This is a genomic window from Kribbella sp. VKM Ac-2568 (assembly GCF_004345365.1).
GTDB lineage: Bacteria > Actinomycetota > Actinomycetes > Propionibacteriales > Kribbellaceae > Kribbella > Kribbella orskensis.
In genome coordinates this window covers 244,815-262,162 of sequence record NZ_SLVF01000013.1, presented here as the reverse complement: position 1 = coordinate 262,162, position 17,348 = coordinate 244,815, and the positions used below count along the sequence as shown (strand labels likewise).

18 protein-coding genes are annotated in these 17,348 nt (G+C 68.3%); 5 read left to right on the top strand and 13 right to left on the bottom strand.

The features are described from left to right. The first annotated feature begins 182 nt into the window (after nucleotides 1-182). Nucleotides 183-2,300 carry an AAA family ATPase gene (locus tag EV648_RS33390; protein ID WP_132299095.1) on the top strand — a complete coding sequence of 706 codons (2,118 nt, stop codon included), beginning with the start codon at nucleotides 183-185 and terminating at the stop codon, nucleotides 2,298-2,300. Between the two features lie 30 nt (nucleotides 2,301-2,330). Here EV648_RS33390 and EV648_RS33385 read toward each other — a convergent pair whose 3' ends face one another. The 3 genes from EV648_RS33385 to EV648_RS33375 all read right to left on the bottom strand — a co-directional run bounded on the left by EV648_RS33385 (nucleotide 2,331) and on the right by EV648_RS33375 (nucleotide 5,248). Beyond that, entirely contained in the window at nucleotides 2,331-3,614 is a 1,284-nt protein-coding gene (locus EV648_RS33385) for a multidrug effflux MFS transporter (RefSeq protein WP_241995838.1), read from the bottom strand. 23 nt (nucleotides 3,615-3,637) lie between these two features. Then, entirely contained in the window at nucleotides 3,638-3,988 is a 351-nt protein-coding gene (locus EV648_RS44425) for a cyclophilin-like fold protein (protein ID WP_241995837.1), read from the bottom strand. Between the two features lie 240 nt (nucleotides 3,989-4,228). Further along, entirely contained in the window at nucleotides 4,229-5,248 is a 1,020-nt protein-coding gene (locus EV648_RS33375) for a zinc-dependent alcohol dehydrogenase family protein (RefSeq protein ID WP_132299093.1), read from the bottom strand. A 160-nt stretch (nucleotides 5,249-5,408) separates the two neighbouring features. Between EV648_RS33375 and EV648_RS33370 the strand changes: the two genes are divergently transcribed. Next, entirely contained in the window at nucleotides 5,409-6,278 is an 870-nt protein-coding gene (locus EV648_RS33370; RefSeq protein WP_132299092.1) for a helix-turn-helix transcriptional regulator, read from the top strand. A 245-nt stretch (nucleotides 6,279-6,523) separates the two neighbouring features. Here EV648_RS33370 and EV648_RS33365 read toward each other — a convergent pair whose 3' ends face one another. The 4 genes from EV648_RS33365 to EV648_RS33350 all read right to left on the bottom strand — a co-directional run bounded on the left by EV648_RS33365 (nucleotide 6,524) and on the right by EV648_RS33350 (nucleotide 9,189). Further along, the gene (locus EV648_RS33365) at nucleotides 6,524-6,901 is read right to left on the bottom strand and encodes an MmcQ/YjbR family DNA-binding protein (protein ID WP_132299091.1); all 378 of its coding nucleotides are present in this window, start codon (nucleotides 6,899-6,901) and stop codon (nucleotides 6,524-6,526) included. Further along, a complete protein-coding gene (locus tag EV648_RS33360) occupies nucleotides 6,901-7,290 on the bottom strand; it encodes a VOC family protein (protein ID WP_132299090.1) in 390 nt (129 codons plus the stop codon). The genes EV648_RS33365 and EV648_RS33360 overlap by 1 nt, the downstream gene beginning before the upstream one ends. A 22-nt stretch (nucleotides 7,291-7,312) precedes the next feature. Then, nucleotides 7,313-8,101 carry a YafY family protein gene (locus tag EV648_RS33355; RefSeq protein ID WP_132299089.1) on the bottom strand — a complete coding sequence of 263 codons (789 nt, stop codon included), beginning with the start codon at nucleotides 8,099-8,101 and terminating at the stop codon, nucleotides 7,313-7,315. A 161-nt stretch (nucleotides 8,102-8,262) separates the two neighbouring features. Continuing rightward, entirely contained in the window at nucleotides 8,263-9,189 is a 927-nt protein-coding gene (locus tag EV648_RS33350; RefSeq protein ID WP_132299088.1) for a helix-turn-helix transcriptional regulator, read from the bottom strand. Nucleotides 9,190-9,334: 145 nt separating this feature from the next. Here EV648_RS33350 and EV648_RS33345 point away from each other — a divergent pair, with 145 nt between their 5' ends. Then, nucleotides 9,335-10,174 carry an SDR family oxidoreductase gene (locus EV648_RS33345; protein ID WP_132299087.1) on the top strand — a complete coding sequence of 280 codons (840 nt, stop codon included), beginning with the start codon at nucleotides 9,335-9,337 and terminating at the stop codon, nucleotides 10,172-10,174. A gap of 44 nt (nucleotides 10,175-10,218) precedes the next feature. Here EV648_RS33345 and EV648_RS33340 read toward each other — a convergent pair whose 3' ends face one another. Continuing rightward, nucleotides 10,219-10,563 carry a DUF2218 domain-containing protein gene (locus EV648_RS33340; RefSeq protein ID WP_132299086.1) on the bottom strand — a complete coding sequence of 115 codons (345 nt, stop codon included), beginning with the start codon at nucleotides 10,561-10,563 and terminating at the stop codon, nucleotides 10,219-10,221. A 96-nt stretch (nucleotides 10,564-10,659) separates the two neighbouring features. Here EV648_RS33340 and EV648_RS33335 point away from each other — a divergent pair, with 96 nt between their 5' ends. Beyond that, nucleotides 10,660-11,286 carry a TetR/AcrR family transcriptional regulator gene (locus tag EV648_RS33335; protein WP_132299085.1) on the top strand — a complete coding sequence of 209 codons (627 nt, stop codon included), beginning with the start codon at nucleotides 10,660-10,662 and terminating at the stop codon, nucleotides 11,284-11,286. On the opposite strand, the gene EV648_RS33330 is transcribed toward EV648_RS33335, so the two are convergent. Together EV648_RS33330 and EV648_RS33325 are read right to left on the bottom strand one after the other, a co-directional pair. Further along, the gene (locus EV648_RS33330; protein WP_132299084.1) at nucleotides 11,263-11,457 is read right to left on the bottom strand and encodes a hypothetical protein; all 195 of its coding nucleotides are present in this window, start codon (nucleotides 11,455-11,457) and stop codon (nucleotides 11,263-11,265) included. The two genes, EV648_RS33335 and EV648_RS33330, sit on opposite strands and share 24 nt — an antisense overlap. Before the next feature lie 3 nt (nucleotides 11,458-11,460). Beyond that, on the bottom strand, nucleotides 11,461-12,756 hold the full coding sequence (locus tag EV648_RS33325) for a S8/S53 family peptidase (RefSeq protein WP_158294133.1): 1,296 nt from the start codon (nucleotides 12,754-12,756) through the stop codon (nucleotides 11,461-11,463). Between the two features lie 281 nt (nucleotides 12,757-13,037). On the opposite strand from EV648_RS33325, the gene EV648_RS33320 reads away from it, so the two are divergent. Continuing rightward, a complete protein-coding gene (locus tag EV648_RS33320) occupies nucleotides 13,038-15,620 on the top strand; it encodes a CHAT domain-containing protein (protein ID WP_132299082.1) in 2,583 nt (860 codons plus the stop codon). A 7-nt stretch (nucleotides 15,621-15,627) separates the two neighbouring features. On the opposite strand, the gene EV648_RS33315 is transcribed toward EV648_RS33320, so the two are convergent. The 3 genes from EV648_RS33315 to EV648_RS33305 form a co-directional block, all read right to left on the bottom strand. Continuing rightward, on the bottom strand, nucleotides 15,628-16,086 hold the full coding sequence (locus tag EV648_RS33315) for a hypothetical protein (RefSeq protein WP_132299081.1): 459 nt from the start codon (nucleotides 16,084-16,086) through the stop codon (nucleotides 15,628-15,630). Beyond that, nucleotides 16,064-16,690, bottom strand: coding sequence for an RNA polymerase sigma factor (locus EV648_RS33310; protein WP_132299080.1), 627 nt, complete (start codon nucleotides 16,688-16,690; stop codon nucleotides 16,064-16,066). The genes EV648_RS33315 and EV648_RS33310 overlap by 23 nt, the downstream gene beginning before the upstream one ends. Before the next feature lie 188 nt (nucleotides 16,691-16,878). Further along, the gene (locus tag EV648_RS33305) at nucleotides 16,879-17,310 is read right to left on the bottom strand and encodes a hypothetical protein (protein ID WP_132299079.1); all 432 of its coding nucleotides are present in this window, start codon (nucleotides 17,308-17,310) and stop codon (nucleotides 16,879-16,881) included. Nucleotides 17,311-17,348 lie beyond the last annotated feature (38 nt).

Genomic DNA, 17,348 nt, shown 5'->3' with positions numbered 1-17,348 from the left:
AGCTGTCTGTGTGCAGGAAGAGTGCGGCATCGGAGTGCTCACCTTCCAGGCCAATCACTGTCCAATCACTGTCCGAACGCCGTACGGGATGCCCAGCCGTCTTGACCGCCCGCCGGGCGAGAGGCAGGTTGGACTGAGGCGCGGCGCACGAGGATGCTTCGGAGCGTCGAAGGGGGTAGCGCATGGCGAGCCGTGACAAGTCGGCACAGCTCGGTGCGATCACACTTGCGGATCGGCTTCGGCAGGCGCGGCGCCGGCGGTTCGTCGGGCGGACCTGTGAGCTCGAGTTGTTCCGGACTGCGTTGACGTCGGACGAGTCCGGCTTCACTGTGCTGTTCGTTCACGGGCCGGGTGGGATCGGGAAGACCGCTTTGCTCGGCGCTCTCGCCGAGGCCGCCGAGGAGGCGGGTGCTACGGCGGTGCGGCTGGACGCCCGGACGATCGAGCCGTCGCCGCCCGCGTTCTACGCCGCACTCGGCGCGGCCCTCGGCCTGCCGGAACGAGCAGCACCACTGGAGAGCTTCGCTACGCACCGTCGCCCGATTCTCTTCATCGACACCTACGAGCAGTTGGTGCCTCTGGACAACTGGCTGCGTGAGGAGTTCCTGCCGGAGTTGCCCGCGGGCGCGCTGGTCGTGGTGGCCGGGCGTACGCCGCCTTCGCCGCAGTGGGCGAGCGATCCCGGCTGGGGCGAGCTGTTGCGAGTAGTTGCCCTGCGCAACCTGCAACCCGACGACGCACGGTCCTACCTCGACGCCGCAGGTGTGCCCGAGGACTTGCATCGACGGGTGCTCGAGATGACTCACGGGCATCCGCTCGCCTTGTCCCTGCTGGCGGACGTCGTCGAGCAGCACCGTGGTGCCCTCGCGCCGGGCTTGTCCCTGCAGGAAACGCCGGATGTGGTTCGGGTACTGCTCGAACACTTCGTCGAGTGGGTCCCCAGCCCACGGCACCGGGAAGCGTTGGAGGCCTGCGCACACGCCCGGTTCACCACGGAGGACCTGCTGCGTACGGCGCTCGGCGGCGACGACACGCATGAGCTGTTCGGCTGGCTGCGCGGGCTGTCGTTCATCGAGGAGGACCCGTACGGCGTGTTCCCGCACGACGTGGCGCGGGATGTCCTCGACGCGGATCTGCGCTGGCGGGACCGCGCCTCGTACGCCGACCTGCACCGGCGGGTACGTCGGCACCTGGTGGAGCAGGCACGCCGTACCAGGGGACTGGAACAGCACCGGTGGGCTGCCGACATCATCTTCCTGCACCGCAACAACCCGGCGATGCGGAGCTTCTGGGACTGGGAATCCTTCGGTCACGCGTTCCCGGACGAGCTTCGCGACGAGGACCGTACTCCGATCCTCGCGATGACCAGGAGGCACCAGAGTGCCGAGCAGGCCGAGCTGGTGGGGCACTGGATGGAGCATCCTGCTGCGACGTTCATTGCCATCCGCGCCGGAACAGGCGAGCCGATCGGGTACGGCGGGGCGATCACCCTCGATCAGGCCGGCGAGTCGGATCTCGCCGCCGACCCCGGCGCCGCGGCGATCTGGGAGTACGCGCAGCGACACGGCCCGCCGCGGCCAGGCGAGAGTGTTCATGCGGCCAGGTTCTTGATGGATCGCGATGCCTACCAAAGTCCGTCTGCGTCGAACAACGTGATCACCGCGTGGCACATCCAGCACATCCTCACCACCCCGCGCCTGTCGTGGGACTTCATCGCGTGTTACGAGGACGCAGCCTTCTGGGAACCCTTCTTCGCCTACATCGACTACCACCGGGCCCACGAGGCGGAGTACGACATCGGCAACCATCACTACGCCGTCTTCGCCCACGACTTCCGGCGGCTGGGGCCTTTGGAGTGGCTGGAGCTGATGTCCGACCGGGAGATCGGCGCCCCGGCCGGACCGCCTACCGGCGCCGACCCGGAACTGGTGCTTTCCCAGCCCGAATTCGCCCAGGCGGTCCGTGCCGCCCTGCGGTTCCTGCACCGGCCGGATCGGCTCGCCGACAATCCGCTGCTGCGATCCAGGCTGGTCCGCGACCACGGTGACTCATCCGCCGACACGCTTCGTGCCCTCGTCCTGGAGGCCGCTGATTCGCTCCAGGCCGACCCCCGTGACGACAGACCCTTCCGGGCCATAGACCGCACCTTCCTACGACCCGCCGCCACCCAGGAACGCGCCGCCGAGGTGCTCGGCCTACCCTTCACCACCTACCGCCGCCACCTCGCCCGGGGCGTCGACCGCACCGTCGACTGGCTGTGGGCCCGAGAAGTGCACGGCCCGCAGGGCGTACCACCCTGAGTTCGGTGAGATCGGCAATGCGAATCCGACCTAGTCCAGCGCCGCCACCACGCGATAGCCCACGGCCCGAGTAGCGCGAACGGCGACGAGCAGGCCGACCATGGAGGCGATCGCGCCGCCGGTCATGAGGGTGGCCATCGGAACGGCTGTCGTCGCGCCGCCGAGGCCGGCGATCGGTGCGATCGTTCCCGCGGCGACCCATTGGACGAAGCCCTGCAGGGCGGATCCGGTGCCGGGGTGTTCGGGGACGGCGGCGGACGCGAGGGCGCCGCCGTTGGGGATCATCAGGCCTTGTGCGCTCATCAGGACGAAGAAGCACACGAGCGCGAGGAGCAGTGGCGTGCCGAGCCACAGGGCGCCGGCCAGCATGGCAATGCCCGCGGCCAGAGCGGCGATCTGCCCGGTCAGGATGAGCTTTCGGGTGGAGACCCGTCCGGCGAGTCGGGCCGCGATCAACGCGGCCGCCGTCATCCCGACGGCGTTGGCCGCGAAGTCGATGGAGTACGCGATAGGCGAGAGCCCGTTCATGGTCTGCAGGACGAACGCGGACGTGGCGACGTAGGCGAACAGCGCACCCATCGCGGCCCCGGCGACCACCAGGTAGCCGACATACTCCCGGTTACCCAGGACGATGCGCCCAGCGGCGAGAAAATTCCGCAGCCCGCCCGCGTGACGGCGCTCGTGCGGGAGCGATTCGGGAACGGCGACCAGGGCCGCGAAGGTCATCGCAAGACCGAGCACTGCGACTAGCCAGAACGAGACCCGCCAGTGGGACAGTTGCAGGATGAGTCCGCCGAGGAGCGGGCCGACGATGGGGGCGATGCCGCCGACCGCGGCAATGACGTTCAGTACCCGGACCAGCCGGACGCCGGTGGCCAGGTCGACGATGATCGCCCGCCCGATCACCATTGCCCATCCGCCGGCGAAGCCCTGGACGAGCCGGGCCACCGTCATCACCGCGATGGTCGGCGCGAGGGCGCACACGATCGAGGCCGCGGTCATGGCCAGCAGTGCCGCGAGCAACGGGATCCGGCGGCCGCGTTGGTCCGAAACCGGCCCTCCGATCAGCTGGCCGAGCGCCATGCCGACGAAGAACGTTGTCAAGGTCAACTGGACCTGCGTCGCGGTACTGGACAGGTCGCCGGCGACCTGCGGGAACGCCGGGACGTACATGTCGGTGGCCAGCGGCGCGATAGCGGTCAGGAACACCACGGTCGCGACCAGCCCGCTGGTCAGTTGAGCCTGGCGGCGTGCTTTCAGCAGCGGTGGCGTCGACCAGGTGACGTCCGGGGGCAACGGGGCCTGTTGCATCATGCCTCTTCGAGTTTCGGGTGGTGTCAGCGCTGGAGCTGGACGGTGATGGAGCCTTCCATGGCCGCGATGCGCTCGGCGGCGTCATCGTGCATGCGGCCGAGGACGACGATGCCGTCGTAATAGGACTGGTCGCCGTAGTAGAGGACGAGATCGTTGGCGGGGGCGTAGTAGCCGACGTCGCCGACATCGGGGTCGGCGCCGGCCGGCTGACCGTCCAGGGACAGCGGTGACGGCAGACGACCTGTCTTCTCCACGCCACCGTGGTCGCTCATCTCGACGGTGAGTGGCAGGCGCGCTGCCAGATCGCGGCTGGCGGCGCTGTCGTCGAGGGTGGCCTGGAAATGCTGCTCACCGATCGTGATTTGAACTCTCATCCCGTCCCCTTCGGTGCTGCGCGTGCCGGGCCGGCTGGATCGCTGACCCTCGGACGGCGATCCGGTCGGCGGGTCGACCGGAGCGCTGCTGGTCGGTGTCGCGGGTCGACTGGCGTCGCCGGTGGTTGCGTCGGTTCCGCAGGCAGCCACCGTCAACACGACGATCGAGGCCAGCACCGCGACGGCGGTAGAGCGCAAGCCCCTCATCGGTCCCTCTCGTGGCAGGCATGGTTGGCTGGATCAGACGGTGAGCAGGACCTTGGTAGCGGTCCGCTGGTCCATGGCTTGGTAACCCTCGGCGGCGCGGTCTAGGGGCAGGGTGAGGTCGAAGACCTTGCCGGGGTTGATCTTGCGGTCCCAGATGAGCTGGACGAGTTCGGGCAGGTAATGCCGGACGGGGGCGGGGCCGCCGTGGATGTGGACGCCGGCCATGAACAGTTCGTCACCGGGTATGGCGACGTCGTGGGAGACGCCGACGAACCCGACGTGGCCGCCCGGCCTGGTGGAGTGGATGGCCTGCATCATGGCTTCCTGCGTGCCGACCGCCTCGATGACCGAGTGGGCGCCGAGTCCGTCGGTGAGGTCCTTGACGCGGGCCACGCCGTCGTCTCCCCGCTCTTCGACGATGTCGGTGGCGCCGAACTCCTTGGCCAGGGCTTGGCGATCGGCGTGGCGGCTGAACGCGATGACCCGCTCGGCACCGAGCTGCTTGGCGGCCAGGATCCCCAGCAGTCCGACGGCGCCGTCGCCGACGACCGCGACTGTCTTTCCCGGGCCGGCCTGGGCGGCGACAGCGGCGAACCAGCCGGTGCCGAGTACGTCCGAGGCGGCCATCAGCGACGGGATCAGGTCGGGATCGGGCATCCCTGGAGTGGCGACGAGGGTGCCGTCGGCCAGCGGGATGCGCGCCCGCTCGGACTGGGTACCGATCGTGCCCATCAGGACGCGGTGCACACAGTAGGCCTGGTAGCCGGCCTGGCAGATCTCACAGGTGTTGTCGGAGGCCCAGAACGAGCCGACGACGAAATCGCCGACCTTGACCGTGCGCACGTCCGGACCCACCTCCTCGACCACGCCGACGTACTCGTGACCCATGACCTGGTGGTCCACGGGCTCGGCGCCACGGTAGGGCCACAGGTCGCTGCCGCAGATGCAGGTCGCCGACAGGCGGATGATCGCGTCGGTCGGCTCGACGATGCTCGGGTCCTCGCGGTCCTCGACCCGTACGTCCCCGGGGCCGTGCATGACTACCTGGCGCATCGCGCGCTCCTCCTCATATCGATGGTGAAACCCCAGCGAAGGGGGCCACTCAACGAGTGAACGCGACGGGACGTGGCTGGAGAAGTCACTGTTGATGGGTGTACTGACAGGGCACCCTTGACCGCTTGGTCGCCGCTCCCGGCGGACTACTGTCGTAGTCGTGGACAACCGTCAGGAGGTACGCGAGTTCCTCACGACTCGCCGCGCCCGCATCACTCCTGATCAGGCCGGGCTCCCGGCCACCGGTTCCAGGCGCGTCCCGGGTCTGCGGCGCAGCGAGGTCGCGACGATCGCCGGGCTCAGCGTCGAGTACTACGCCCGGCTCGAGCGAGGCCAGATCGCCGGTGCCTCCACGGGTGTGCTCGACGCTCTCGCCCGAGCGCTGCAACTGGACGACACCGAACGAGCGCACCTCTTCGACCTCGCCCGGGCCGCCGACGGGATCCCGACCTCGGGCCGTCCCCGCCGCCGTACGACGGGCAAGGCGGCGTCGCGGCTCAGCCTGCAGTGGGCGCTGGACGCGATCAAGGACGGCGTCGCGTTCGTGCGGGACCCGCACCAGAACTTGCTCGCCACGAACACCCTGGGCCGCGCGTTCTACTCACCGGTCATCGGCGACAGCGGGCGCACGCCGAACCTGGCCAGGTTCCAGTTCCTAGACCCCGCCTCGCGGGATTTCTACCCGGACTGGGACCTGTTTGCCGAGATGTGTGTCGGCATCATGCGCGCCGAGGCAGGCCGCGACCCGCACGACCGCGGCCTGCAGGACCTCGTCGGCGAACTGTCCACCCGAAGCGAGACCTTCCGCCACCTGTGGGCCGACCACAACGTGCGCACCCACGGGACCGGCACCAAGCGGTTCAACCACCCCGTCGTCGGCGAGCTCACCCTCGCCTACGAAGAGCTCGCGGTCACCGCCGAACCAGGGTTGGTCGTCCTGGTCTACACCGCCGAACCGGGCTCGCCGTCTGCCGAACGACTCCAACTACTCGCCTCATGGGCAGCCGAGACGCCCGCGACCAATAGGTAAAGGATTCATGCAGATCACCCGCAGCTCCCGCACCCACTGGCATCGCCACCCGCTGAGCCAGTCCGTCTGGCGCCTCCAGCTATGGACTGTCGCCCAGAAGCTTCCAGGCACGATGCCATTCAAAACGGAGCCCTCACCTGGCTCGATATCCAACGTCACTGAGCCTTTGACCTAGTGACGGTGTCCAGTTCGAAGCAACCTGGTGATGCAATCCAGTTACTGGCGGCGGCGGGGTACGTCGCCACTCACCGCTCGTCGTGTAGTGACTTTCGCGCGAAGTCGACGGCCTCGGTGAGGAGGGTGCGCCAGAGCTCGGGATCGACCGTGGGGATCGAGATCCACTCGCGGAAAACCTTGCCGGCGGGGGCGAACGGGTCACCGTGGCCATTGTCGACCAACTCGGCAACCCGCTCGCGAGGCAGCTTCACGACCAGAGAGCCCGCCTTGTCGTCGTAGGACGCGAGGAATCGCCCGGCCAGCCGCACGCACGGGTAGCCCATCATCGTTGCCCTGCCGATGGCGGGGTCGTAGAGCAGGTCGTCGGTGAGTTCCTCGTAAAGGTCGCGAGCGTCGTCCCCGGCGGATGGCTCCGACGGGGACGCGCCCTTCCCGGTTCCTGCCATCAGGCCGCCGGTGGAGTGAAGACGCCGAACTTGTTGCCCGCCGGGTCGCGCAGGTAGGCGAACGTCGGCGCGCCTGGGCCGGGGGCGAGGTGCTTGCTCAGCACCGAGCCGCCGAGCTGCTCGGCATCGGCGCAGGTGGCCTCGACGTCGGCGACCAGGATGTAGAACACGGCGTGGCCGGGCTCCTGGCCGCGGGTGCCGAAGATGCCGCCCATCGGGCCGTCCGCACCGGAGGCCTTGATGTTGCGGTAGTCCATGCCGCCTGATGCCGCGGGGCTGTCGGCCTCGAAGCTCCAGTCGAAGAGGCTGCCGTAAAACTTCTCGGCGCCGTCGGGGTCGCTGGTGGCGACCTCGAACCAGGCCAGCGTCCCGGGAGTGGGGTTGCTCATGGGTATCTCCTTCTGCTTCGGATCACCCGCCGGCGCGGCGGGTCACACCCACCGTCTCGGCCTTCCGCGACAGCCCTATGTCGGTGTTTGGCAGAAGATCTTCGGGATGCAACGCCGACGCCGGCAGCTTCGTCTCGTGGCCGTCGACGAGCAGCTCCGGTACTGCGCGCTGCGGGCGCGGCAGCGACGGCACTCTCTCGGCACGGGTGATGCGGTCCATGCGGAACACCCGGTCGTCGCGCCGCAGATGGCACCAGGCCGTCAAGTACGAGCCATTGGGTCCGACCACGACGTGCTGAGGCTCGACCTCGCGCTCCGTCTCGACTCCGCCGACATCGATGTAGCGGATGCGCAGCACGTTGTTGTCGCGCACGGCGCGCCAGATCGTCTCGGCAATCTCGGCGTCGGGGTCGGGCACCGGGTGAACCAGCAGCCGCACTTTCTCGGCAGTACTGCGTGCCTCCGCGAGCGCCCGCTCCGGCATTGCCGCCACGATCTTCTGCAGCGCCCTGCGGGCGTCCTCCTTGAAGAGCACGTGCTCGCTACGGCTCAGCGCCACCGCGACGGCCGCCGCCTCGCGAGGAGTGAAGTTCAGCGGCGGCAGGCTCATCGAGCGATCCAGCGTGAACCCGCCCGCTCTGCCCGTCTTGGTCGCGAGCGGGACGCCGGCCTGCCCGAGCGCACTCAGGTCGCGCTCGATGGTGCGGAGGCTTACCTCGAAGTGCCCGGCCAGCTGCCGCGCCGTACGACCGCGCGGTCCTGCCGCCCGCAGCTCCTCGACCAGGGCGTACAAGCGGTCGATGCGGTTCATGCTCGCAGCCTAGATGCGAGCGCAGACATTCCTGAGACGTCCTCGTAGCCGATCGACACACCCAGAAGAGGATGAGCTCCTCCGGTGTAGCAGCTGCGGGGGCGGGTACGCGCTGAAACGTAGTGGGCTCTCATGCGACGGGCTCGCCGGGTCGGCCTGGCTCAATCAGACGTCGACGCTGGCTGCTCGATGTTGGTAGTCGCGGTCCAGCTGGCGAGAAGGTTCAGGGCGTCACGTGACGGGGATCCGGGCTCGGCGGTGTAGGTGAGAAGGCTCTGGCTGGGGTCGGACGCCAGCGGGAAGGACTCGAACGGTAGGTCAAGGTCTCCCACGACCGGGTGGTGGAGGAGCTTGATTCCGGTGGTGTGGATCCGGACGTTGTGCGCGGCCCATCGGCCCCGGAAGTCTTCGCTGCGGGTGGACAGTTCCCCGATCAGATCAGACAGTTGCCGGTCGTACGGGTCGCGTCCGACCTCGGCGCGCAGCAGAGCGACGGTGACGTTGGCGACTGTGTCCCAGTCCCGGAAGAACTCGCCGGCGTGCGGGTCGAGGAAGACGAACCGGGCGTTGTTCGGTGGCCTGACCGGATCGGCGTAGATCGGCGCGAACAACGCGTAGCCGAGCGCGTTGGCGGTCAGCACGTCGAGTCGTCCGTTAAGCACGAATGCAGGCGTGCCGTTCATCGAGTCCAGCACGCGCTGCACCGTGGGCCGGACGCGCTGCGGGGTCGGTCGGCGGCGCGGCGGGCGACGGGTCGTACCTGCGGCGCGGAGAAGGTCGAGCAGGTGGGTCCGTTCAGCCTCGTCGAGCTGCAGCGCGTGGGCGATGCCGTCGATGACGCCTTCGGACATACCGGTGGCGTTGCCGCGCTCGAGCCGGGTGTAGTACTCGGTCGAGATGCCTGCCAGGAGGGCGTCCTCCTCGCGGCGCAGGCCAGAGACCCGGCGGCGGGCTCCGCCGTAGATGGGCAGTCCCGCCTGCTCAGGGCTGATCCGGGCCCGGCGGGTGGTGAGGAACTCCCGGATGTCCGTGCGGACGTCGCCACGAAGGTCGCCACTGGTGTCGCGGTCGTCGTTCCTGCCGGCCATGTCGTCCACTCTACGAGCGCTTCCCCGGGTTTGGGGGTCCCTCTCAGTGCCCCTTTGACAGGGTCTCCCGCGCGCTCGCGGCGGCTGTTTCTGTGGAGAGTGACCGCGTTGCCGTACACATCAACCCAGAAGGACGTGCACTCGTATGACTGACAAGAAGGTCTGGTTCATCACCGGCGCCGGCCGCGGCATGGGCGTCGACATCGCCAAGGCCGCCCTGGCCGCCGGGGACGCTGTCGTGGCGACGGGACGCGACACCCAGCGAGTCCGCTCAGCGATCGGTGACCACGACGACCTCCAGGTCGTCAGTCTCGATGTCACGGACGCAGCCGCCGCACAGGCTGCCGTCCAGGCTGCCGTCGACCGGTTCGGCCGGATCGACGTGCTGGTGAACAACGCGGGCAACTTCTACGCCGGCTTCTTCGAGGAGATCAGCCCCGAGGACTTCCGGGCGCAGATCGAAACCACTCTGTTCGGCCCGATCAACGTCACCCGTGCCGTCCTTCCGGTACTGCGCGCCCAGCGCTCCGGGCTCGTCGTCACGATCTCGTCGACCGCAGGTCTGGCGGGCGGGGAATTCTTGACCGCGTACGCCGCGTCGAAGTTCGGCCTGGAGGGCTGGATGGAGTCGCTGACACCGGAGGTCGCGCCGTTCGGGATTCGCACGATGCTCGTAGAGCCTGGATTCTTCCGCACTGAGCTGCTGACTCCGGAGTCGACCAGCTATGCCGACGCCTCGATCGACGACTACGCCGAGCGCACCAAGCAAACGGTGGAGGCCTGGAACAGCATGAACGGTCAGCAGGGCGGCGACCCGACCAAGCTCGCCGACGCCCTGATCAGCCTCGCGAGCCAGAAAGAACCGCCGCTGCGCTTCGCGGCCGGCGCGGACGCGGTGGCCACCTTCGAACACAAAGCCCAGCAACTCCGCGACCAGGCCGACGCGCACCTCGAACTGTCCAGCAACCTGGCGTACGAAGACTGACGGCACCCATCTCTCCCGGCTGGGAGCTTCTGCCTGGACGCTGGTCAGGCGTGGCTGGAGGGGGTGTGACGCTCGGCAGCGTTGGCGGGCGGGGGAGGGGGACTCCAGTGCACGGTGAGGGAGTCGCGGTGGCCGATCTGCTCGATGCGGCCGGCGAGTCGACGTTGAAGTTGCGCCAACTGGTCCTCGGCCGAGGATTCCGCGTGGAGGCGGAGCCCGGCCGGAGTTGCGGAGAGGACGCAGGTCGCGTCGCCCAAGTCGAGGAACAAGCTGCCGTCCGTCCGCGTGTCGGCCTGGATCCCACCTGGTCCGTGGCCGAGATGCCTGCTGAGCTGACTGAGATAGCGATCGGCCCGATCGGTGCTGACGAATCCCTCGGCGGTGGGCATCTGCGGACTCCTTCGCCAGGATTCGGGGTTTGCGATACATAGTGTCGCATATAGAACGTAATGTCGAGGAAGACGACGTTCTGTATGGTTGGCACCATGCCGAAGCTGTGGGACGACACCATCGAGGCGCACCGTCAGGCCGTTCGCGACGCGACCCTGGATGCGACGGCCGCGCTGGTCGTCGAGCGTGGGGTGACCGGCGTGACGATGTCGGAGGTGGCAAAGCGCACTGGGCTCGGGCGGGCGACGCTTTACAAGTACTTCCCCGACGTCGAGACGATCCTGCTTGCCTGGCATGAGCGCCAGGTCGGCAACCATCTGTACCGACTGTCGTCGATCAGAGATCAGACGGGCCGCCTCGACGCCGTGCTCGAGGCGTACGCCGTCATCTGCAGCGAGCACCCGAAGATTGACCTCGACGCCTCGTTGCACCGGGCGGACGATGTCGCGAAAGCCCGCCGGCACCTCACCGACTACCTGGCGCAGTTGCTGGCCGAGGATGTCGCTGCCGGACGGGTGCGGAACGACGTACCGCCGAAGGAGTTGGCGGCGTACTGCGTCCATGCGCTGGCCGCGGCCGGCGTCGCACCGTCGAAGGCGGCGGTACGGCGTCTCGTCGCCGTGACGCTGGCCGGGTTGCGAAGCCCAGTCCCCGAGCAAGGAGAGTCGGAGGCTGGCGCCGGCTCGATGACAGGATCGTCAGTCGATGATCGGGGACGCTAGGTCGACACCGCCGCTTGACGCTTGGTGCAGCGCCATCCGGTCGCCGTGGTCGATGATGGTGAGGTCTCCACTTGCCCCGTCGACCACGACGCGACGGCCGCAGCCGTCAAGACACTCGAACAGCAGACCAGTTGGGCCGGCCGTGCACTCCATCCGATGCGTTCTGGCCATGCTTCATGACAGCACCGCGTGCCCGCACGCGCAATCGCATCCGGCATGGCACGACTTCTTGGGAGTCCCGCACACCTGATGTGGCAATAGCACCGGACCGATCCCCGCCACTGCCTGGCTGCGGGCGAGGCGCAACAATGCCTCTGCCGCGAGAGGAGCGTTTTCACCGGTCGCGGACATCCGGTCCGCGATCATCCCGGCCACCAGCGGTGTCGAGAACGACGTACCACTCCAGTTGGCCAGCCCTTCGAAGCGTCGTACCTCATGGGGCGCTTCGTCTTCGAAGCAAACGTAGTCGCCGACCGCGAAGGCGTTGACCAAGTCTTCGCCGGGGGCGTACACGTCGACCCAACCGCCATAGTTGGAGAAGTGGGCGCGGCTGTTGCCGTCCGCGGACAGCGCCCCGACACCGATCACCCACGAGTACGCCGCCGGGAACGTCGGCTCCTGCGTCGTGTCGTTTCCGGCCGGAGCGACTACGGTGACGTTCAAGTGGCGCAGACGCCTGTCGTAGAAGGCGTTGAAAGTGTGCATCGGGCGATGGAACCGGGTGAAGCCGTCGAACTCGCAGACGATGATGTCCGCGCCCAGGTCCATCAGGTCGCTCATCTTCCGGATGATTTGGTGCTCGTACGCCATTCCCGCGTGCGGCTGACCGTCGATGTACTCCGCCTTCTTGACGCAGACCTTCGCCTTCGGCGCCGTACAACGCACACAGCCGGCGACAAACGTCCCGTGGCATGCGTAGGGCTTGATCAGGTGTCCGGTACCAGCCACGAAGGGGTCCTCATGGTCACCGCACACGCCCGCCATCCACGGCCACATCCGCGTCGCGTCCTCGACCAGACCGCCGTCGACGACACCCACCAACACGCCATGGCCGTCCCATCCGTGCGTCCCGCAGCAGATCCCGTCGCTCACCGGCGGCTTCGGGCAAGCCGACTTGCTCGGCACCACCGCCGGCTCGCTCGCCGGGCAGGGATGACCGTTGCCGCAGTACGAAAGCCCATGGTCTGGCGTCGCCTTGCCAAGGCCGACCCGCTCGTCCAGCTGATCCAGTACGTTCGGCGTCGACAGCGGATCGTCGTCGTTGTAGCGCCCGTCGTAGTCTCCGCCGAACTCGTTGCCCCCGAATCTCCCGCGCCTTGCCGCCTTCACCGCACGGAAGGTTCTGCCATAGCGCCAGACCAGACCAGTGACGCCGTCGATCACTGGCAACCGGTCGATGGCCACGTCTTCGGGAATGATCGGACTGCGTTCGTCATCAGGCATCGATGCATCTCGCAACGCGTCGACCACCAGGCCTACGTCCTCCGTGCGGACGAGAATGGTGTCCCGGCGGTAGAAGTACCCGACGTACCCGAGTTCCTCCCAGTTGGGTGGGTACACGGCCGTCTTGCCGTGCCAGCGCTCTTCCCCGCCATCTTCGTCGTTTTCCAGGATGAGGCGTAGTGCATCTTTGAGGCGTTGATCCGCTGGCATTTTGGTCTCCCTATTGGTCAAAAACTTTCGGATAATGCGGTGGCGCGGCGTATTACGATCGGAAATATGGCTGGGTAATGGGAGGGCAGGTTTCCGTCGTGGATGCCGACGAATTGCAAGCGCTTGCTTTTTCGCGGCCCGCTGACGCCCTCAGGATCGCCCACGAGATTCTCGCGAACTCCCCGTCCGACATCGATGCGGCCGTGGCCCACCAGACAGCGGGTGTCGTCCACCGGGATTTCGGTGACATTCGTGAGGCGGTGGCGGAGCTCAAGGCGGCGCACCGTTCTGCCCGCAAGGCGGCCGATCCCGACCGCGAGGCGGACATTCTGGCGAGCCTCGGCGTGGCCCATGTCATGGCCGGTGACACCCGACGTGGGGTAGCCGCGCTCGACTCGATCGCGCCCGGCCGGACCGGTGTGCTCGCCGGCCGGATCCTGATCCGCCGCGTCTGGGTATGGGGCGCGCTGCTCGGCCGGTACACCGAAGCGCTGGCCGACGCCGAACAGGCGGTCGCGTTGCTGAGCGACACCGGCGACTTGGTCTGGGAGGCTCGGGCGCTTACCCACCGGGCAATGGTGCTGCTCGCGATGGGCGCGATCGACCGCGCCGACGACGACTACGCCCACAGCGAGGAGTTGTTCGCGAAGTGTGGTCAGCTGGTCGAGTACGCCGACACGCGGCAGGCGCGTGGCGCCGCGGCATTCGCCCGCGGTGACCTGCCGACGGCATTGCTGTACCTCGACGACGCACAACGGGTCGTCGAGGAGCTCGGCGTCCTCGAGCCGGACTTGTTCGCCAACAAATGTTTGGTGCTGCTGGCGGCCGGCCTGGCGCGCGACGCACTCACCGAGATCGACAGCGCGCTCGACCGGTTCGAACAGCAGCGTGGCTCGACGGCGCGACGCGCGGAGTTGTTGTACTGCGCCGGACTGGCGGCGCACGCCGCCGGCGCTCTGGATCTGGCCGAGAGACGCGGCCGCGACGCTGTGAAGCTGTTCCGCCGCCAGCAGCGTCCGTGGTGGGCGGCGCGCGCGGAACTCGCGCTGCTTCAGTCCCGCTACGCGGGCGGCGACCGTACGGCACGCCTGCTGCGCACCGGCCAACGGGTCAGTGCCGAACTTGACGGGCTCGACCCGGACCTCGCGGCCGAGGCGCATCTGCTGACCGGCCGGCTCGCTCTCGCGCGGACCGACCCGGCCGAGGCCGGACGCCACCTGAGAATCGCGGCCGGAGCCCGGAACCGTGGCCTGCGGGCGCGCGGCGCCGGCTGGCTCGCCCAAGCCACGCTCCACCAAGGCGACGGCCGGTCGCGCGCGATGCTGGCCGCCTGTCGGCAGGGTCTGAGCCTGATCGAGATCTACATGCGCACCCTCGGCGCCACCGAACTGCGCGTACTGGCCACCGCCCAGGGCGCCGAACTCGCCGCGATCGCACTCCGGTACGCCGTTCGGCGCGGCAAGGCCCGGCAAGTCCTCGAATGGAGCGAACGCTGGCGCGCCACGGTGCTCGCGATCCCGCCGGTCCGGCCGCACGAGGACGACGCCCTGGTCGCCGACCTCGCCGCGCTGCGCAGCCTGACCTACCGGCTGGACACCAGCTACGATCACCGGCTCGGATCCAGCCCACTGCATCGCGAACGCCGCCGCCTCGAATCTGCCGTACGCCGCCGGGTCTTGCTGACGCCCGGCACCAAAGGCGCCCGGCCCGACCAGTTCCGCAGTGCCGACCTGCTCGATCACCTCGGAAATCGCAGCCTGGTCGAGCTCACCGACGTTGACGACCAGTTGTACGCCATGGTGGCGGCGCGTGGCCGCATCTACCTCACGCTGGTCGGTCCCACCCGCCTGGCGACTCATCGGCTGTCCCACGCGTTGTTCGCACTGCGACGCGAGGCGACCGGACGCGGCAAGCACCGGCTCGACCTTGACGCCATCGGAGCACGCCTCGAAACGGCCCTCCTGGGCGAGGTGGTCAAGTATTTGAAGGACGGCCCGGTGGTGGTCGTACCGACGGGCCGGCTGCACGCGGTTCCATGGGGCATACTGCCGTCGTTACGGCACCGGCCGACGTCGGTGGCCCCGTCAGCGGCGGCATGGTTGCGCGCGCGGAACGCTGTCCCGCCGTCCACCGAGCGGGTGGTACTGATCGGCGGTCCCCACTTGTCGACAGGACCAGAGGAGGTGCGACGGCTCTCTGAGATGTATCCGGACGCGGTGGTGCTCACCGATGGCGATGCAAGGGCGGAAGCGGTGCTGGAAGCGATGGACGGTGCGTCGTTGGTGCATGTCGCCGCGCATGGCACGTTCCGCGCTGACAGCCCGCTGTTCTCGGCGCTCCAACTGGATGACGGGCCGCTCACGGTGTACGACCTCGAACGGCTGGAACGGGCGCCGCACCGAGTGGTGCTGTCGAGTTGCAGCTCGGCGCTCGGCGGACCCAGTGGTGCGGACGAGTTGCTCGGTCTGGTCAGTGCGCTCGTCGCACTGGGAGCGTCCGGGGTGGTGGCGAGTGTCGTACCGGTGAACGATCCGGCCACAGTGTCGCTGATGCTCGGCCTGCATAGCAGGCTGCGGGCCGGGGACGATCTCGCCGGTGCACTCGCCCAAGCCCTCGCATCGGCCGGCGACGGCCAGCTGGCGCGCACGGCTGGGCAGTCCTTCATAGCACTCGGGGCCTGAGCGCCGGTCATAGCCGCACCCATTCGGTGACCACTCGGCCGGTAGCCGTGTCGCATCGCAACCGAACCTCACCAGCAGGCAGCGACCGCAGTTCGAAGAAGCCCGATTCGTTGGCACTGATGGAGTACTCCGCGCCGTCCGAGGTCTCGATGTGGATCTCGCCCGCGCCAGGCGGCAGTATCTGGCCGACCACTTGGTCGTCCGTCACCTCCAGCTCCACCGACAGCGGAGTGGAGGTGAACACCAGCAGCCGGGTCTCACCGGGTTCGGCCCGGGTCCCGGCAGCAGGTTCCAGCGAGGAGTCGAAGGTCAGGGTCGCGCGCAGGAGTTCCTCGTCGATCGTCCGCCAGGACAGCGCGCCCTCGGCCCGTTCGGCGATCGTGCGTGCGAACGGCGCCGTATCGCGGACAGCCTCTGCGAGATCCTCGAAGAGGCGCTCGTCGTCATCCCAGCGTGGTCGCGTCATGCCGGTCACCTCCTGACGGTTCGGTCCGCTCCGAGACCGCGACGTACGCCCTGACCGGTGGAGATCTGCGGAGCCGTTCGAGCGCGCGTGACCGGGTTGGCCCGATGCTGCCGACCGGGATGCCCGTGCTCTTGCTGATCTCGACGTACGACGGTTGCGGATCTTCGAGCAGCAACAGCAGCAACTCCCGCTGCCGGCGTGGCAGTTCGGCCAGGCCGGCCAGCAGCACCTCGTGCTGCTCGGCCCGGAGCAGGCCTTCGTCAGGTTCACCGGTATCGGCCGCGACCGACTGATACTCGGGATCCAGCGGGTCGTTCGGGCGCAGTCGACGGGCGGACGACAGGTACCGGATCGACTCGCGACGTGCGATCGTGATGATCCACCGCGGGATAGCCCGCGGTTCCTGCAGACTGTCCAGGTGCTCGACCAGCCGCAGCCACACGGTCTGGGCAACGTCCTCAGTCTCGCTCGGCGTCAGCCGGAACTGCCGGATGACGGACACCAGCAACGGCGCGTACCGGCCGACGAGCTCGCGCCACGCGCGCTGCTCGCCACCGGCCGCGGCGGCCACCAGAGCGGTGACCGGTGAGACGTCGTCTTCCATTCCGGCTCCCGGGTTGGTCCGCTTTTGCTTCCCAGTGCACCTAGTGAAATTCCTCGCGGGACTTCCACGCCTTGTCCTGGTGGCCCGGCGGCGACACCGCATCTGATGACGCCGCTGGGCAGCGCCGACGCACACCACTCGGCCCCTCCTCCGGGTGCCATGCGTCCGCGCCTACCGGCTCCGCTGCCTCAGGGCCGGCGGAGCAGGAACATCGGCCCCTCGCTGAACGCGGCCATCTCTGTCAGCACGTTCAGCCTGGTCCGGTACGTGATCACCACCACGAGCTTGTACACGCCCGAGTCCGGCGGTACGTCGGACGGCAGCGTGCCGATCGGGACGTTGATCGACGCGTTGTACACCGGCCCACCGTTCGCGGCCACGACGGCGGTGCCGATCAGTACCTCGGGGCCGGGGCCCATCGACTCCGCGTACACCTTGACCGTCCACCGGCCGTCGAGCAGCGCGGCTGTAGCCGGCGGCTTGACGGTCCACTTGATGGTCACGTCGAAGGGAAGTTGGTCGTCGATGACCCGGTTCGGGTTACCGTCGTGATCGATGATCGCTACGGCGGTCACCGCGCCGTCGAGGGCCGGAAGGCCGTCGAAGTCGGAATCTGCCATGATGCTGGGTCCCCCCAAGTTCGGGCCTCTGCTGTTCA

What these genes read in the sequence shown, in the direction of transcription:
- EV648_RS33390 (WP_132299095.1), top strand. Translation starts at nt 183, where the DNA reads ATGGCGAGCCGTGACAAGTCGGCACAGCTCGGTGCGATCACACTTGCG.
- EV648_RS33385 (WP_241995838.1), bottom strand. Translation starts at nt 3,614, where the DNA reads ATGATGCAACAGGCCCCGTTGCCCCCGGACGTCACCTGGTCGACGCCA.
- EV648_RS44425 (WP_241995837.1), bottom strand. Translation starts at nt 3,988, where the DNA reads ATGAGAGTTCAAATCACGATCGGTGAGCAGCATTTCCAGGCCACCCTC.
- EV648_RS33375 (WP_132299093.1), bottom strand. Translation starts at nt 5,248, where the DNA reads ATGCGCCAGGTAGTCATGCACGGCCCCGGGGACGTACGGGTCGAGGAC.
- EV648_RS33365 (WP_132299091.1), bottom strand. Translation starts at nt 6,901, where the DNA reads ATGGCAGGAACCGGGAAGGGCGCGTCCCCGTCGGAGCCATCCGCCGGG.
- EV648_RS33360 (WP_132299090.1), bottom strand. Translation starts at nt 7,290, where the DNA reads ATGAGCAACCCCACTCCCGGGACGCTGGCCTGGTTCGAGGTCGCCACC.
- EV648_RS33355 (WP_132299089.1), bottom strand. Translation starts at nt 8,101, where the DNA reads ATGAACCGCATCGACCGCTTGTACGCCCTGGTCGAGGAGCTGCGGGCG.
- EV648_RS33350 (WP_132299088.1), bottom strand. Translation starts at nt 9,189, where the DNA reads ATGGCCGGCAGGAACGACGACCGCGACACCAGTGGCGACCTTCGTGGC.
- EV648_RS33345 (WP_132299087.1), top strand. Translation starts at nt 9,335, where the DNA reads ATGACTGACAAGAAGGTCTGGTTCATCACCGGCGCCGGCCGCGGCATG.
- EV648_RS33340 (WP_132299086.1), bottom strand. Translation starts at nt 10,563, where the DNA reads ATGCCCACCGCCGAGGGATTCGTCAGCACCGATCGGGCCGATCGCTAT.
- EV648_RS33335 (WP_132299085.1), top strand. Translation starts at nt 10,660, where the DNA reads ATGCCGAAGCTGTGGGACGACACCATCGAGGCGCACCGTCAGGCCGTT.
- EV648_RS33330 (WP_132299084.1), bottom strand. Translation starts at nt 11,457, where the DNA reads ATGGCCAGAACGCATCGGATGGAGTGCACGGCCGGCCCAACTGGTCTG.
- EV648_RS33315 (WP_132299081.1), bottom strand. Translation starts at nt 16,086, where the DNA reads ATGACGCGACCACGCTGGGATGACGACGAGCGCCTCTTCGAGGATCTC.
- EV648_RS33310 (WP_132299080.1), bottom strand. Translation starts at nt 16,690, where the DNA reads ATGGAAGACGACGTCTCACCGGTCACCGCTCTGGTGGCCGCCGCGGCC.
- EV648_RS33305 (WP_132299079.1), bottom strand. Translation starts at nt 17,310, where the DNA reads ATGGCAGATTCCGACTTCGACGGCCTTCCGGCCCTCGACGGCGCGGTG.